At 56.3% G+C, this 14861-nt stretch carries 16 protein-coding genes; 15 read left to right on the top strand and 1 reads right to left on the bottom strand.

The window, feature by feature from the left end; all coding sequences use genetic code 11:
* Nucleotides 1–16 precede the first annotated feature (16 nt).
* From B9Z40_RS12955 to B9Z40_RS12980, 6 genes are all read left to right on the top strand, one after another.
* Nucleotides 17–1192: a formate dehydrogenase subunit gamma gene (locus B9Z40_RS12955; protein WP_100173870.1), complete on the top strand. Its 1176-nt coding sequence runs from the start codon at nucleotides 17–19 to the stop codon at nucleotides 1190–1192.
* A 14-nt stretch (nucleotides 1193–1206) separates the two neighbouring features.
* Nucleotides 1207–1566, top strand: coding sequence for a hypothetical protein (locus B9Z40_RS12960; RefSeq protein ID WP_100173760.1), 360 nt, complete (start codon nucleotides 1207–1209; stop codon nucleotides 1564–1566).
* 69 nt (nucleotides 1567–1635) lie between these two features.
* Nucleotides 1636–2517, top strand: coding sequence for a formate dehydrogenase accessory sulfurtransferase FdhD (locus B9Z40_RS12965; protein ID WP_100173761.1), 882 nt, complete (start codon nucleotides 1636–1638; stop codon nucleotides 2515–2517).
* Between the two features lie 79 nt (nucleotides 2518–2596).
* The gene (locus B9Z40_RS12970; RefSeq protein ID WP_100173762.1) at nucleotides 2597–5131 is read left to right on the top strand and encodes an ABC transporter permease; all 2535 of its coding nucleotides are present in this window, start codon (nucleotides 2597–2599) and stop codon (nucleotides 5129–5131) included.
* A 111-nt stretch (nucleotides 5132–5242) separates the two neighbouring features.
* Nucleotides 5243–5647 carry a group II truncated hemoglobin gene (locus tag B9Z40_RS12975; RefSeq protein WP_100173763.1) on the top strand — a complete coding sequence of 135 codons (405 nt, stop codon included), beginning with the start codon at nucleotides 5243–5245 and terminating at the stop codon, nucleotides 5645–5647.
* Between the two features lie 49 nt (nucleotides 5648–5696).
* Nucleotides 5697–6335, top strand: coding sequence for a Smr/MutS family protein (locus B9Z40_RS12980; protein WP_100173764.1), 639 nt, complete (start codon nucleotides 5697–5699; stop codon nucleotides 6333–6335).
* 144 nt (nucleotides 6336–6479) lie between these two features.
* Here the strand turns inward: B9Z40_RS12980 and B9Z40_RS12985 are convergent, their stop codons facing one another.
* Complete coding sequence (locus B9Z40_RS12985) at nucleotides 6480–7307, bottom strand: symmetrical bis(5'-nucleosyl)-tetraphosphatase (RefSeq protein ID WP_100173765.1); 828 nt, start codon at nucleotides 7305–7307, stop codon at nucleotides 6480–6482.
* 115 nt (nucleotides 7308–7422) lie between these two features.
* Here B9Z40_RS12985 and B9Z40_RS12990 point away from each other — a divergent pair, with 115 nt between their 5' ends.
* From B9Z40_RS12990 to B9Z40_RS13030, 9 genes are all read left to right on the top strand, one after another.
* Entirely contained in the window at nucleotides 7423–8733 is a 1311-nt protein-coding gene (locus B9Z40_RS12990) for a hemolysin family protein (RefSeq protein WP_100173766.1), read from the top strand.
* Nucleotides 8734–8894: 161 nt separating this feature from the next.
* A complete protein-coding gene (locus B9Z40_RS12995; protein WP_100173767.1) occupies nucleotides 8895–9194 on the top strand; it encodes an H-NS histone family protein in 300 nt (99 codons plus the stop codon).
* Nucleotides 9195–9364: 170 nt separating this feature from the next.
* Nucleotides 9365–10099, top strand: coding sequence for a polyprenyl diphosphate synthase (uppS, locus tag B9Z40_RS13000; RefSeq protein ID WP_100173768.1), 735 nt, complete (start codon nucleotides 9365–9367; stop codon nucleotides 10097–10099).
* 33 nt (nucleotides 10100–10132) lie between these two features.
* Nucleotides 10133–11008 (top strand): glucose-1-phosphate thymidylyltransferase RfbA, encoded by an 876-nt coding sequence (gene rfbA, locus B9Z40_RS13005; protein ID WP_100173769.1) that lies wholly within the window; start codon nucleotides 10133–10135, stop codon nucleotides 11006–11008.
* 30 nt (nucleotides 11009–11038) lie between these two features.
* Entirely contained in the window at nucleotides 11039–11590 is a 552-nt protein-coding gene (gene rfbC / locus B9Z40_RS13010) for a dTDP-4-dehydrorhamnose 3,5-epimerase (protein ID WP_100173770.1), read from the top strand.
* An 11-nt stretch (nucleotides 11591–11601) separates the two neighbouring features.
* Nucleotides 11602–12327, top strand: a complete 726-nt coding sequence (locus B9Z40_RS13015) for a hypothetical protein (protein WP_143473986.1) — start codon at nucleotides 11602–11604, stop codon at nucleotides 12325–12327.
* 61 nt (nucleotides 12328–12388) lie between these two features.
* Nucleotides 12389–13597: a glycosyltransferase family 4 protein gene (locus B9Z40_RS13020; protein ID WP_100173772.1), complete on the top strand. Its 1209-nt coding sequence runs from the start codon at nucleotides 12389–12391 to the stop codon at nucleotides 13595–13597.
* 3 nt (nucleotides 13598–13600) lie between these two features.
* On the top strand, nucleotides 13601–14200 hold the full coding sequence (locus B9Z40_RS13025; protein ID WP_100173773.1) for a sugar transferase: 600 nt from the start codon (nucleotides 13601–13603) through the stop codon (nucleotides 14198–14200).
* Nucleotides 14197–14853, top strand: a complete 657-nt coding sequence (locus tag B9Z40_RS13030) for an acetyltransferase (protein WP_100173774.1) — start codon at nucleotides 14197–14199, stop codon at nucleotides 14851–14853. The genes B9Z40_RS13025 and B9Z40_RS13030 overlap by 4 nt, the downstream gene beginning before the upstream one ends.
* The last annotated feature ends 8 nt before the right edge of the window (nucleotides 14854–14861 follow it).

Genomic DNA, 14861 nt, shown 5'->3' on the forward strand with positions numbered 1-14861 from the left:
CGCCAAGGAGAAGTTCATGCGCCGCATGTTATTGACTTTTGGGCTGGCCTTGGCGGCGTTGGGTGCTCTTGCCCAAACGCCAGCCCCGGTTGCGCCCGCGACCTCGGCTCAAGCTGAAACCAGCTTGGGCGTGAAAAGCGCCAACGTGTTTCAGTTGGCACCGGGTGCCGACGCCGATGCCAAATACAAAGACCAAACCAACGCCGAGCGTGGCCAAGTGCAGCCTGGCAACAACGCGCCCATGTGGCGTGCTGTGGGTCAAGGCGTCACCGGTTACAGCAGCTTGCCCAAAAGCCAAGCGCCTGAGGCGGGCAACCTGATCCAGCCCTTTGTGCAGTACCCCGGTTCGCGCTTGGCTTCGGCCGGTGAATCGTGGCGTCAGGTGCGCAACAACATCATCATTCCTTATGGCGCGGCTTTGTTGCTGATCGCTGTGGGTGCGATGGCGTTGTTTTATGTCAGCAAAGGCACGATGGAGTTGCATGGCCAAGAAACCGGTCGCAAGATCGAGCGTTTCACGCCGTTTGAGCGCTCAGCCCACTGGGCCAACGCCATTGCCTTCGTGGCTTTGGCCGTCTCCGGCATCGTCATGGCTTACGGCAAGTTTTTCTTGTTGCCCATCATTGGCAGCACCTTGTTTGGCTGGCTGACTTACGCACTGAAAAACCTGCACAACTTTGCAGGGCCCCTGTTTGCCGTGTCCTTGGTGATTGTGTTTGTGACCTTTCTCAAAGACAACTTGCCAAGTAAAGACGACTTGGTTTGGATCGCCAAAGGTGGCGGCTTGTTCACTGGCACCGAAGTGCCTTCGCACCGCTTCAATGCCGGTGAAAAGGTGGTGTTTTGGGGTGGTGTGCTCTTCTTGGGATTGATCGTGGTCGGCTCAGGTTTGGTGCTGGACAAGGTGATCCCGGGTCTCATTTATGAGCGTGGCACCATGCAAATCGCCAACATGGTTCATGCTGTCGCCACCTTGTTCATGATGGCCATGTTCATCGGTCACATCTACATGGGCACCATCGGCATGCGCGGCGCCTACAAGGCGATGCGCGAAGGCTATGTGGACGAAACTTGGGCCAAAGAGCACCACGAACTTTGGTACAACGACGTCAAGTCCGGCAAGATTCCTGCACAGCGTTCTGTGCCTGCGTCCCATACAACGGCAACACCGGCCAAAACGGCTTCGGTTTGAGCCAGGAGAACACCATGAAAAAATACCTGCTTGTCATGTCTGCCTTGGCCATCAGTTTTAGCGCGATGGCCAAATTGCCCGCCTTGAGCGACGAAGCCAAAGCCAAGGCAGCCGAAGCCGCTGCCAAAACAGCGCACGGCAACAAAGTGGCCGACTTCCAGCTGTGCAAATCCCGCGAAAAAGTAGCTGCCCACTATTACAAAACCAACGGCAAAGGCAAGCCCGCGCCTACAGCCACACCGCCTTGTGTGGACCCAGGCGCTTACAAGCCCGCTGAGGTGACGGCAGCAGCACCATCTGCTGCCCCTGCCGCTCCCTCTGCCACTGCACCAGCTGCGGCCAAGCCTGCAGCCGCACCGGCCAAAAAAGGCTGATCCTTTTTAAGCATCATCGCAAAATCCCCCGTCGGTAACGGCGGGGGATTTTTACGTTAGGCTCAAGCCATGTCTGTTGTAACGAACGCCTCCGCGGCAGCGTCTGTCCTCCCCAAGCCCCACCTCACCCGGGCGCGTGCCACCCTCACGCGCAGTGTGTCCGTGTGCAACGAGTTCGGTGAAACCTCCGAAACCCAAATCCCGGCCGAACGCGCGCTCACGATTTACTTGGACAAAAAAGAACTGGTCACCCTGATGACCCTGGGTGCTGAGCCCGAGTGGCTGGTGCTGGGCTTTTTGCGCAACCAGCGCCTCATCGATTCGGTGGACCAAATTGAATCCATCACCGTGGATTGGACGATAGGCGAAGGCGAAGTGGGCGAGCCAGGCGTAGCCGCCGTCAAAACCCGCGCCAATTCCCAAGTCGTGATCGAGCGCAGCGCCGACCGCGTGGTGACCACCGGTTGCGGTCAGGGCAGTGTGTTTGGCGACCTCATGGCCCACATCGACGAAATTCAACTGCCACCAGCCCAAATCACCCAAGGCCAGCTTTACGGTTTGGTGAACGCCATCCGTCTGCAAGAGACCACTTACAAATCGTCTGGTTCGGTGCACGGTTGTGCCTTGTTTCAGGGCGAGGACATGCTCATGTTCGTTGAAGACGTCGGCCGTCACAATGCGGTCGACACCATCGCTGGCTGGATGTGGATGAACGACATCGACGGGAAAGACAAAGTCTTCTACACCACAGGCCGATTGACCAGCGAGATGGTGATCAAATCCGCACAAATGAGCGTGCCGGTGGTTGTCTCCCGCAGCGGCATCACCCAAATGGGCCTGGATGTGGCCAAACGTTTGGGCTTGTGCGCCATTGGCCGCGCCACCAACAAACGCTTCTTGTGCTTCAGCGCTCCCGAACGCCTGGTCTGGCAACCCGAACTGGCCCGGTAAGCCATTCGCGAGCAGGGGCACGCTCCCACAAAAATGCCTTGTTCACAGCCGTGATTTCTGAGTGCTGTAAGGTCGGGAAATGAACAAACAAGGATGGATGCACGGCCTGCGGCTGGGCGGGCGTAATTTGTGGCGCGATTTGCGCGCGGGTGAGTTGCGCTTGCTCATGGTCTCAGTGGCATTGGCGGTGGCGGCCCTCACTGCGGTGGGTTTTTTGGCCGATCGCATGCAGTCTGGCCTGTGGCGCGATGCACGTCAGTTGCTGGGTGGCGATGCGGTGGTGGTCAGTGATCAAATCACCCCAGCCAACTTTGTGGCGCAAGCGCGCAGCATGGGCTTGCAAACCAACACCAATGTGGGCTTTCCGACCATGGGCCGCGCTTTGGCCGATCAGGGGGGGGGCAGCCGATTGGTGGCGCTCAAGGCGGTGGAGCCGGGTTACCCTTTGCGTGGTGAGCTGTTGGTGCAGCATGGGCCCGAAATCTTGTCGCTTGCAAAATCCCGCATCCCCCCGGTGGGCGAGGTGTGGGTGGACCCAGCACTGCTCGACAACCTGAACCTGAAAGTCGGGCAAATGCTGGGCTTGGGTGATCGCAGTTTCCGCATCTCGGCCGTCATCGAACGCGAACCCGATCGGGGCGCAGGCTTCATGACCTTTGCCCCCCGCGTCATGATGAACGTGGCCGATTTGGCATCGACGGGTTTGGTGCAACCGGCCAGCCGTGTGACTTGGCGCATGGCCGTGGCAGGCGATGGTGCGGCAGCCGAGCGCTTTGTGCAGTGGGCCAAGCCCGAAGTGGCATCGGCGCATGTGCGCGGTGTGCAGATCGAGTCATTGGACAGTGGTCGCCCCGAAATGCGCCAGACGCTGGACCGCGCCTCGCAGTTCTTGAACCTGGTGGCTTTGCTGGCTGCCTTGCTTTGTGCTGTGGCCGTGGCCTTGGCTGCCCGCAGTTTTGCCGAGCGGCAGCTCGATGCCTGTGCCTTGTTGCGAGTGTTAGGTCAAAGCCAGCGCACACTCACTTTGAGTTATGGCTTGGAGTTTCTGGGTGCAGGTCTGCTGGCCAGCGCTTTGGGGGTGCTTGCAGGTTATGCCGTGCACCTGGGCTTTGTGTTGCTGCTGGCGGGGCTGGTGGACGCGCAACTGCCCGCTGCCACTTGGCAACCTGCCTTGATGGGCATGGGCATGGGCCTCACGCTGCTGGTGGCTTTCGGTTTGCCACCCGTGCTCCAGTTGGCTCAGGTGCCGCCATTGCGTGTGATTCGACGCGATCTGGGCGGCCTGCAAGTGCGCTCAGGCTTGGTGTTGGTCATGGGTCTGCTGGGTTTTGCCTTGACGTTGCTCATGGTCAGCCGCAACCTGACATTGGGCTTGATCACTGTGGGCGGTTTCGCTGTCGCCTTGTTGGTGTTCGCCGGCTTGGCGGCTTTCGCTTTGTGGCTGCTGCGCCGCGCCGTACCCAGTGAGACCTCGCCACGCTGGTTGCGTTTGGCCACACGCCAAGTGGCGGCACGCCCCGTGTTTGCGGTGGTGCAGGTCAGCGCTTTGTCGGTGGGCTTGTTGGCCCTGGCTTTGTTGGTTTTGCTGCGCACCGACTTGATCGCCAGTTGGCGTCAAGCCACGCCCGCCAATGCGCCTGACCGTTTTGTCATCAACGTGCAGCCCGAGCAAGCCATCGACTTTTTGGCCAGTTTGACCAAAGCCGGTGTGCAGTCGCCCGATTGGTTCCCGATGATCCGTGGCCGTTTGGTGGCCATCAACGGCCGCGAGGTCAGCCCTACCGACTTTGAAGGTGACCGCGCCAAACGCCTGATTGACCGCGAAATCAACCTCTCGCACTCGGCCACCTTGCCCACCCACAACCCCTTGACCGCAGGCCATTGGGTGACCGAAGAAGCCGACGGCTTGAGTGTGGAGCAAGGCATTGCTGACACATTGGGACTCAAATTGGGCGACCAGTTGCGCTTTGACATTGCCGGTCAATCCCGCGAGGCGCGTGTGACCAGTCTGCGCAAAGTGGACTGGACCTCCATGAGGGCCAACTTCTTCATGATGTTCCCCGTCTCACAAATGCCCGACCTGCCCATGACCTACATGGCCGCCTTCCGCTCGCCGCAAGGCTCTGCCGGTTTTGACAATGCACTCGTCAACCAGTTCCCCAACATCACCAGTGTCGACATGCGCAGCACCTTGGCGCAGGTGCAGCGCGTGATGGACCAGGTCATCCGAGCGGTGGAGTATTTGTTTGCGTTCACCCTGGCAGCAGGCCTGATGGTGCTCTTGGCTGCCGTGGGCGCCAGCCGCCAAGCGCGTGAGCGTGAATACGCCATCATGCGTGCATTGGGTGCAGGACGATCCTTGCTGGCCCAAGTGCAGCGCACCGAATTGCTGGGCTTGGGTTGGTTGGCAGGCTTCATGGCCAGCAGCATGGCTTTGGTGGTGGGTTGGGCCTTGGCCCGCTTTGCCTTTGAGTTTGCGTGGCAACCCCCACTTTGGGCCCCCCTGGCTGGCGGCACATTGGGCGCACTGCTGGCTTGGGCCGCAGGCAGCCTGAGCCTGTCTGGCGTTTTGCGCCAACCGGTCATGCAAACTCTGCGGCAATCCACCGACTAAATGAATTGTGAATTGGGGTCAGATCCCAATTATTCACAACGGTTCATTCGCGAGCAGGGGCTCGCTCCCACATCAACAGCCTGTTCGTGCCGACCCGGCACAATACAAACCATGCAAATCGAAGACAAGCCCCCGTTTGATTCCCCATTCGAGTGGATGGGGGGAGAGGACCGCGTCAAAGCCCTGGCTGAGCGCTTTTACGACCTGATGGACATCGAGCCCAGCTACAAAGAACTGCGTGCAGCCCACGGCAGCACTTTGCAAGCGGCACGCGACAAGTTGTTTTGGTTTTTGTGTGGCTGGCTGGGCGGGCCCGAACATTACACCGAACGCTTTGGCCATCCGCGCCTGCGCATGCGCCACATGCCTTTTTCGATCGGTGCGCTTGAACGTGACCAATGGTTGGCGTGCATGGACCAAGCCATGCAGGAAACCCAGGTGGACCCGGTGCTGCGCGAGCGCCTGAATGGCAGTTTTTTCAAAACCGCCGACTGGATGCGCAACCGCGGCGTTTAAAAATCCTTCGCGAGCAGCGGCTCGCTCCCACAAAACACCGGATCAAGCCGTGAAAATCAATTCTCTGCAAGACCTGAAACAGGTCAAAAAGAAGCTGGCCGATGCGCATGAAAAAGCGCAAGCGGCGGAGGCTGCACGCCTTGCCGCTGCCCGTAGGCGAGAGGCCGAAGCCAATCTTTTTGTCCGTGCTGTGGGTGTGGTCCAGCGCATGCCCTTGAACGACCAAGCCAGCATCAGCCCCCCAGCCCCAGCCCCTGTCGCCGCTCAACGGCAAAAAGACGAAGAAGCAGTGTTGCGTGATGCGCTCAGCGACGGGTTTGATGTGAGCACCTTGCTCGACACCGATGACGCTTTGAGTTTTCGTCGGCCAGGCATTGGCATTGACGTGACCCAAAAACTGCGCAAAGGCGGGTGGTCTATTCAACGCGAGATCGATTTGCACGGCCTGCGCAGCGACGAAGCCCGCGTGGCACTGGCCGAGTTCATCCGGATTGCCCACAAACAAGGCCTCAGATGCCTGCGGGTGGTCCACGGCAAAGGGCTGGGCTCACCAGGTAAAACCTCGGTGCTCAAGCCCAAAGTGCACAGCTGGCTGATTCAAAAAAACCAGGTTATGGCCTTTGTGCAAGCCAAAGCCACAGAGGGCGGTGCTGGCGCGCTGGTGGTCTTGCTCAAGCCGGGTGGCTGAGCCTGCGCAAACATTCGGCAGCAAGAGCTGCCTCCCACAGCAAACATATTTAATTGGGGTCAGATCCCAATTTTTCCTTTTTGTTAATTGGGGTCAGACCCCATTTTTGAGCCCCCATTTTTGCCAATTGGTCCCTTTGGGTTTTCAACCCGGTTTCTGCGCCTGCTCGCACTTCACCTGAATCAACTCGTGCTGCCCATCGCCAGACAGCCGCATTGCGCTCAGGCACCCACCCCACACGCAACCGTTGTCCAGTGCCCACACGTCTTCGCGTTGCAGCAAACCCAAAGTCGACCAGTGGCCAAAGGCCACAGTGATGTTGGCGGTTTGCCTGCCCGGCACATCAAACCACGGCATGAAGCCCGCAGGGGCTGCATCGGCCCCTTCTTTGCTTGCGAACTCCATCTCTCCGGTCACCGAACAAAAGCGCAGCCGTGTCAGCGCATTCACGATCACCCGCAAGCGTCCCACACCTGTCAAGTCATCGCGCCAAACTGCAGGCTCGTTGCCATACATCTGGTGCAAGAACTCATTCATGTCAGGCCCACGCAAAATCGACTCCACCTCGCTGGCCAGTGACAAGGTTTTCGTCACGCTCCACGACGGCAAGACCCCTGCATGCACCGACAGCACATCGTTTCCCCAAATCGCCATGCGCTGGTGGCGCAGCCAGTCCAGCAGGGCAGGGCGGTCGGCCGCTTGCAAGATACCGTCCAGCGTGTCCATGGGTTTGAGTCGCCCCGCACCGGCCGCCACCGCCAGCAAATGCAGGTCGTGGTTGCCCAGCAAACATTGCGCAGCATCGCCCAGCGCCATCAAGCGCCGCAGCACCTGTTCAGAAGCTGGCCCGCGGTTCACCAAGTCGCCTAAAACATACAAGGTGTCCCGACTCGGCGAAAAATCAAGCGCGCCGAGCAAGCGCCCCAAAGGCGCATCGCAACCCTGAACATCACCCACCCAATAAACAGCCATAAACACCTCTTTGGCCCATTGTCCCAAATCGTTCGCGCTGACGATTTGAGCCTCATGGCCTCGACTCCTCTAGGCATGACCACTGCCTGCCACCACTCTTGGCACAATGGCGGTTATGGATTTTCTACTGATCGTTTTTCTCACCTTGCTCAATGGTGTGTTTGCCATGTCTGAGTTGGCGCTGGCCTCAAGTCGCAAGGCCCGCTTGGCCGCCATGGACGAGGCCGGTGACAAAGGGGCTCAAGCGGCCCTCAAACTGCTGGAAGAGCCCACCCAGTTTTTGTCCACCGTGCAGGTGGGTATTACCTCGATCGGCGTGCTCAATGGCATCGTGGGCGAGGCGGCCTTCAGCGGTGGTTTGGCCCTGAAGTTGATGCAGTGGGGATTGACTGAGCCGGTTGCTGCCATTTCTGCTACGGCCATTGTGGTCACCATCATCACCTTCACCACCATCATTTTTGGTGAGCTCGTGCCCAAGCGCATTGGCCAGCTTTACCCCGAGGCCGTGGCCCGCATCGTGGCCCGCCCCATGGCGGGCTTGGCCAAAGCCGCTGGGCCGTTTGTCAAATTGCTGTCGCTCTCCACGCAAGGCATGCTCAAACTCATGCGCATCGACAGCAAAGGCAGCCGCGCTGTGACCGAAGAAGAAATCACCGCCAGTTTGGTCGAAGGGGTCGACGCGGGACTGATCGAAGAGCACGAGCACCAAATGGTGCGCAACGTTTTCCACCTGGATGACCGTGCGCTCACCTCCATGATGACGCCGCGCAGCGATATCCAATGGCTCGAAGCTAACCTCACGCCTCAGCAGGCCATGGACCGCATCAACCAGATGCGTGGGGAGGGCAACCATTCTTGGTACCCGGTTTGCCGCGATGGTTTGGGCCACATCATTGGCGTCATCAGCTTGTCGCACCTCCTGGCCCTGCCAGAAAGCGATGAACGCGCTTTGGAGAATCACGCCCAAACTGCCCATTTCGTGCCTGAAACCTTGACCGGTATGGAATTGCTTGAACAAATGCGCGACCAGTCCAGCCGCATGTTGTTTGTGGTGGACGAATATGGCGAGGTCCAGGGTCTGCTGACCCCATTGGATTTGCTGGAAGCCATCACAGGCGAGCTCAAGTCCGACACCCAAACCGACGCCTGGGCCACCCAGAACGACGACGGCAGCTGGGTGCTCGACGGTATCATGCCTGTCAACGAACTCAAGGCACGCCTGGACATCAAAGAGCTGCCTGCTGAAGACAAAAACCGCTACAACACCTTGGCGGGTTTGCTCATGTATGCGCTGGGCCAACTGCCCACCCAAGGCCAAGTGATTGAGCTGGACGACTGGCGCTTCCAAGTCGTCGACCTCGAAGGCCGCCGCATCGACAAGGTGATTGCCACCTTACGTCCAGGTATTTTGGATACGTCAGTTTGAAAATGATGCAAGCGAGTGAAAATAATAAAAATATCAAATAAAAAATATTTTTGATTGCCAATAACCCTCCCATTGACAAATATCAAAGAATAAACTGCCTGGCCTCTGATGGCGGCAGTAAATCGGGTATATTCGGCGTCTTTATCTCATCAGGATCAAATATGACTTCCAGCTACAAAGACTTATTGGCTCAGCGTGAAACCTTGGAGCAAGCCATTGCTCAAGCCCGTCAAAACGAAATCTCGGCCGCCGTTGCTAAAGTGCGCGAATTGGTTTCGGAGTTTGGTTTAACAGCCCAAGATGTGTTTCCTGGCCGCGGTGCAAAATCGGGTTCCACCAAAACGGTGAGCAAAGTCGCCCCCAAATACCGCGATCCTGCCACGGGCCAAACTTGGACCGGCCGTGGCAAAGCCCCTAAGTGGATTGATGGCAAAGACCGCGCACCTTTTGTTATCGCTTGATTTTCCCCTGTTCAGCTGCGAGGCGAGGTACTTTCGTACTTCGCCTTTTTTTTCGGCATGTGAAACAGCTGAAATCGGCTTGTCTTTGATACCATTCACAACTTGGCCCTCTCTGGTGGCCTTTTCCCCTTGCAGCTTTGACCCGCGGCTTATGTCTCAAGGGTCATCTTTTGTCGATCGAATTGTCCAAGCTCATTTCCCCTAATGCTCTGCCTCAGCACATTGCCATCATCATGGATGGCAATCGCCGTTGGGCTAAAAATCGCTTTTTACCCGCTTCTTTGGGGCATGCTGCGGGTGCCAAACAAGTCCGTGAAGTCGTCAAAACGTGCGCGGAGATGGGTGTGCCGTATTTGAGTTTGTTCGCTTTCAGCACTGAAAATTGGAAGCGGCCCGAAGACGAAGTGTCCAGCCTCATGGGTTTGTTCATGTCTTATCTGCAAAAAGAGGTGGACAGCATGAATGGCAATGGCGTCCGCCTGAAGGTGGTGGGCGATACAAGCCGATTTGCCCCTGTGTTGCAGGACCTCATTGCCAAAGCAGAACGGGAGACTGCTTCCAATACGAAGATTACCTTGACCATCTGTGCCAATTACGGTGGCCGATGGGACATGGTTCAAGCGGTCAAGGCGTGGCAAAAGGCACACCCTGAACAAAGCCTTCAATCGCTGACCGAAGAAGCGCTGAGTCACTATTTGAGCACCCACGATGCACCAGAAGTAGATCTTCTGATTCGCACGGGTGGAGAGTCCAGGGTGAGCAATTTTCTGCTTTGGCAGGCTGCTTATGCGGAATTGTTTTTCACAGACGATCTCTGGCCAGACTTTTCCAAACAGCGTTTACAGGAAGCGGTGGAATGGTTCTCAGGTCGTGATCGGCGCTTTGGTTCATCGGCCCCTTTGTAAAATAGTGCTCAAATTCAATACAGTGGTCCAACCATGACAAATCGCAAAGGTATCATTCTCGCGGGGGGCTCAGGAACTCGTCTGTACCCTGTCACTCAGGCGGTAAGCAAGCAACTCATGCCTGTTTATGACAAGCCCATGGTTTATTACCCCTTAACCACCCTCATGTTGGCGGGCATTCGGGACGTCTTGCTCATCAGCACCCCGCAAGACACGCCCCGATTTGTGGATCTGTTGAAGGATGGCAAACAGTGGGGGATGAACATTCAATATGCGGTTCAGCCTCAGCCAGACGGTTTGGCCCAAGCCTTCATCATTGGCAAAGACTTTATCAACGGTGACCCCAGTGCATTGGTGCTGGGTGACAACCTCTTTTACGGGCATGACCTCGTTAAATTGTTGAGCAGTGCGCATGCGCAAACATCAGGTGCCAGTGTCTTTGCTTATCACGTTCAAGACCCGGAGCGCTACGGGGTGGTTGATTTTGATGCGCACAAGCGTGCCCTGAGCATCGAAGAAAAGCCAAAGTCACCTAAAAGCAATTTCGCGGTGACTGGCTTGTACTTTTATGACCATCAAGTGTGTGATATCGCCAGCGGGATCGCGCCCTCAGCTCGGGGCGAATTGGAGATTACCGATGTCAACAAACAATATTTGAAGCAAAACCAGCTCAATGTGGAAATCATGGGCAGGGGCTATGCCTGGCTGGACACGGGCACACACGACAGCTTGCTCGAGGCTGCTGGTTTTATTGCCACCTTGCAAAAAAGACAAGGGTTGATGGTCGCGTGTCCTGAAGAAATAGCGTTTCATCAAAATTGGATTTCGGCCGACGATCTTCTGAAGTTGGCCCATCCATTGTCCAAAAATGGCTATGGCCAGTATTTGTTGAATTTGCTCAAAAAATAAATTCGCTTCTAAACCGAAGCCACTGTTGTTATGCCCTTTATCTCTACGCCGACCGCCATACCCGAAGTTTTGATCTTGGAGCCGAAGGTCTTCGGTGATGCAAGAGGGTTTTTTTTTGAAAGTTTCAACGAATTGGATTTTCAAAAGGCAACGGGCTTAAACATCCATTTTGTCCAAGACAATCACAGCAAGTCAGCCAGAGGTGTTTTGCGAGGCTTGCACTACCAAATTCAGCATCCGCAAGGCAAATTGGTGCGAGTGGTTCAGGGTGAGGTCTTCGATGTGGCGGTGGATCTGAGGAAATCCTCCCCGACTTTTGGCAAATGGGTGGGCGTTCTATTGAGCGAAAAAAACCACCGACAACTTTGGGTTCCGCCGGGCTTTGCCCATGGCTTTGTGGTGCTCAGTGAATCGGCAGAATTCCTTTACAAAACCACCGATTATTGGTTTGCAGAGCACGAGCGCAGTTTGATTTGGAATGATCCCGAGGTGGCGGTGGAGTGGCCCATTGATTTTGAACCGCAACTGGCAACGAAAGACCAAAACGGGGTTTTTCTAAAAAATGCGGATATATATGACTAAACTCAAATTTGGTGCAGTTATTTAAAATGGCATCAACATTGGTTGTGGTTTTATTTGCACTGTATGCACTTTTAGACGCCATTGCACTCCTGCCCAGGGTGGCTGGTTCTCTGTTGAATAAAAACGGACTGGGTTACACATTTTCTGTCATGGTTCACACCTTGAAGAGGGTGTTTGTGGTGTCCTATCCACCTTTGTTGGGTTGGATTGCACTTCAAGGCGAAAGCTTGTATCCAGCCATCTTTGCTTCGTATTTTTGGGGTGCCTTAGCGGTTGTTCTGGTTTCTATCTTCAAGTACCCCATCATCAAGTGCTTTATCCATTGGATTGAAGGCTATGCGGTGGGTGGTTCCGTCTTTTATGCTGTTTTTCAGCATCCCTACACGCCGCACGAATCCATGGTCGGTCAAGGCAAGGTGGATTTTTCTTTCAGTTTTGACAAGTCTTTGATTTATTCATCTTCTTGGGTTTATTTTATTTATGGCTCTTCCCTGTTTTTCATCAATCTTTTCGGGGCTGAATTTCAAGACCAATCTGCGGTGATTTATCAACTGGTCGGCATCATCAATGCCTTGGGTACGGTCTTGATGTCTTTTTATTTGGACCCCAAAATCTCCAGAAATTTCGACCAAAAAGAACGCATCATGGAGAGCAACGATTCGGTGGTGGCCGGCCAGTTGTTGGCCTTGGTGGTGTGGGGGCCCGCCTCGATCGCCCTGTTCAGTTTGATTTTGTGAAAAATGCCAGCCACATGTCTTTCCTGATGGTCCGCACCAGACTGAGCCAAGGGCGCCCTTGATGCGCCTACTGCATGTTGTCAAGACAGTGGATGGCGCCCGGTGGGCCATCGATCAAGTGCGCGAGTTGGTGGCGCTTGGTCTGGAGGTGCATGTGGTTTTGCCGGCGTTCTCGGGTCGCTTCATGTCAAGTTGGCGCGAAACAGGTGCTGTGTTGCACGCCTTGCCTGTCGATTTACCGGTTAAATCGCCGTGGCGCATGCCCGAAATGCTCCGTCAAGTCAGGTGCCTGGTGGACCGGGTGAAACCAGACATCATCCACAGCCATTTTTTCGGAACCACCGTGTTGATGCGGATGGCTTTGGGCCCCAACCATCCGGTTCCTCGCATCTTTCAAGTGCCCGGTCCCCTGCACCTTGAGCACGCCCTGTTTCGGCGCTGGGAGTTGCAGACGTCCGGGCCTTGTGATCATTGGATCGCATCCAGCCGCTACATCCAGTCGCTTTACCTGGCACACGGAGTTTCAGAGGACCGAGTTTTCCTCAGTTATTACGGCAATCACCAAGCCTTGCCCACAGCGCTTGACGCGCCAACGCGTTCGGGTCCATTGCGACAACGCTTGGGCATTTCTTCGCATCAAAAGGTGGTTGGCAATATCAACCACATCTACCCACCCAAGTGGTATTTGGGACAGACCCGTGGATTAAAGCGCCATGAAGATGTGATCGACGCCCTCGCGCTGGTATGCCAGTCCAGAGACGATGTCACGGGTGTGCTCGTGGGCAGCCAGTGGGGTGCAGGAGACCGTTACCAAAAAAGTCTGATGCGACGTGCTGCACGAGCGGGTGCAGGGCGCATCTTGATGCCGGGGCACTTGGCCTCGGAAGAAGTGGCATCGGCATGGCATGACTTTGATCTGGCGGTCCATGTCCCTACTTCTGAAAACTGTGGCGGTGTTGTCGAACCCTTGCAAGCGGGTGTGCCTGTCATTGCCTCCAGGGTGGGGGGCTTGCCTGAAGTGGTTTTCGACGGTGTGACGGGGCAACTGGTGTCGCCTGACAACGTGCAAGAATTGGCGAAGGCCATTTCTAACGCACTGAACCAGCTCGAAGGGATGCGCCTAGGCGCAGATCGTGGCGCTGCGTTGGTGACCACCATGTTTGACGCAACAAGAACGGCCAAAGAAGTGGCCGGCATTTACGGGCACATTGCCAGCGCAGCACCTCGCCCTTTGTCCTTTGACTCGTCTGCTTTTGTGGCCAAGTTTTAAGCCATGACTTTGAAAAGATCCTTGGATTGTCTGGTGTCGGGTGTCGCATTGACGTTGCTGGCCCCCGGACTTTTGTTGGTTGCAGGGTTGATTTTTTTGAAGATGGGTGCTCCTGTGTTGTTCACCCAAGAGCGACCAGGGCTGGGCGGTCGCCCTTTCAGGGTTTACAAATTTCGCACCATGTCGGATGCCCGCGATGCGGAAGGTCAATGCTTGTCCGACGCTGAAAGATTGAGCACATTGGGCCTGCTGTTGCGACAATGGAGTGTGGATGAGTTGCCGCAGCTCTTCAACGTTTTGAAGGGGGATATGAGTTTGGTCGGCCCCCGTCCCTTGTTGATGGAATATTTGCCCCTTTACTCTCCCACCCAGGCGCGACGCCATGAAGTGCGGCCAGGCATCACGGGTTGGGCGCAGGTCAATGGCCGCAACGCCATCAGCTGGCCAGACAAGTTTGCACTCGATGTTTGGTATGTGGACCACCACAGCCTGTGGCTGGATGTGCGCATCTTGTGGCTGACCTTGCGCAAGGTACTTTTGCGTGATGGCATCAGCGCTTCAGGCGAGGCGACGATGCCTAAATTTGAGGGCGACAGGTCATGAAACGTTTTGCCATCTTTGGTGCCAGTGGTTGTGGCCGGGGTGTTTTGCCTTTGGTGCGTGAGCAGTTGCAAACCAGTTTGGCGGTCGGTGAATGTGATTTGGTCTTTGTAGACGACCATCCGCCATCCCCTGTGGTGAACGGGCATCGGGTTTTGACTTATGCGCAGTGGCTGAGTGAGCCCGCCAGCAGCCGTCAGATCAATGTGGCCATTGCCAACAGCCGTGTACGCGAACAGTTGGTTCAGCGCTGCTTGGCCGATGGCGTGGATTTTTACCAGGCGCGAGCGGCCAATGTGGTGCAGCTGGACGACGTGGAGCTGGGCGAGGGTGCGGTCTTGTGCCCCTTCGTCACGCTGACGAGCAACATCCGTATTGGCCGGCATTTCCATGCCAACCTTTACAGCTATGTCGAGCACGATTGTGTGATCGGTGACTTTGTGACGTTTGCCCCTGGCGTGATGTGCAACGGCCATGTCCACATTGAAGACCATGCCTACATTGGTGCGGGCGCGATGATCAAACAGGGCTTGCCCGGCAAACCTTTGGTGATAGGCCGGGGCGCTGTGGTGGGCATGGGCGCGGTGGTTACCAAGAGCGTCCCCCCCGGGGTGACGGTGGTGGGCAATCCTGCGCGGCCTTTGACGCAACACTGAAGAGGCGA

The sequence above is a fragment of the Limnohabitans sp. 15K genome (genome assembly GCF_002778285.1).
Taxonomy (GTDB): Bacteria; Pseudomonadota; Gammaproteobacteria; order Burkholderiales; family Burkholderiaceae_C; genus Limnohabitans_A.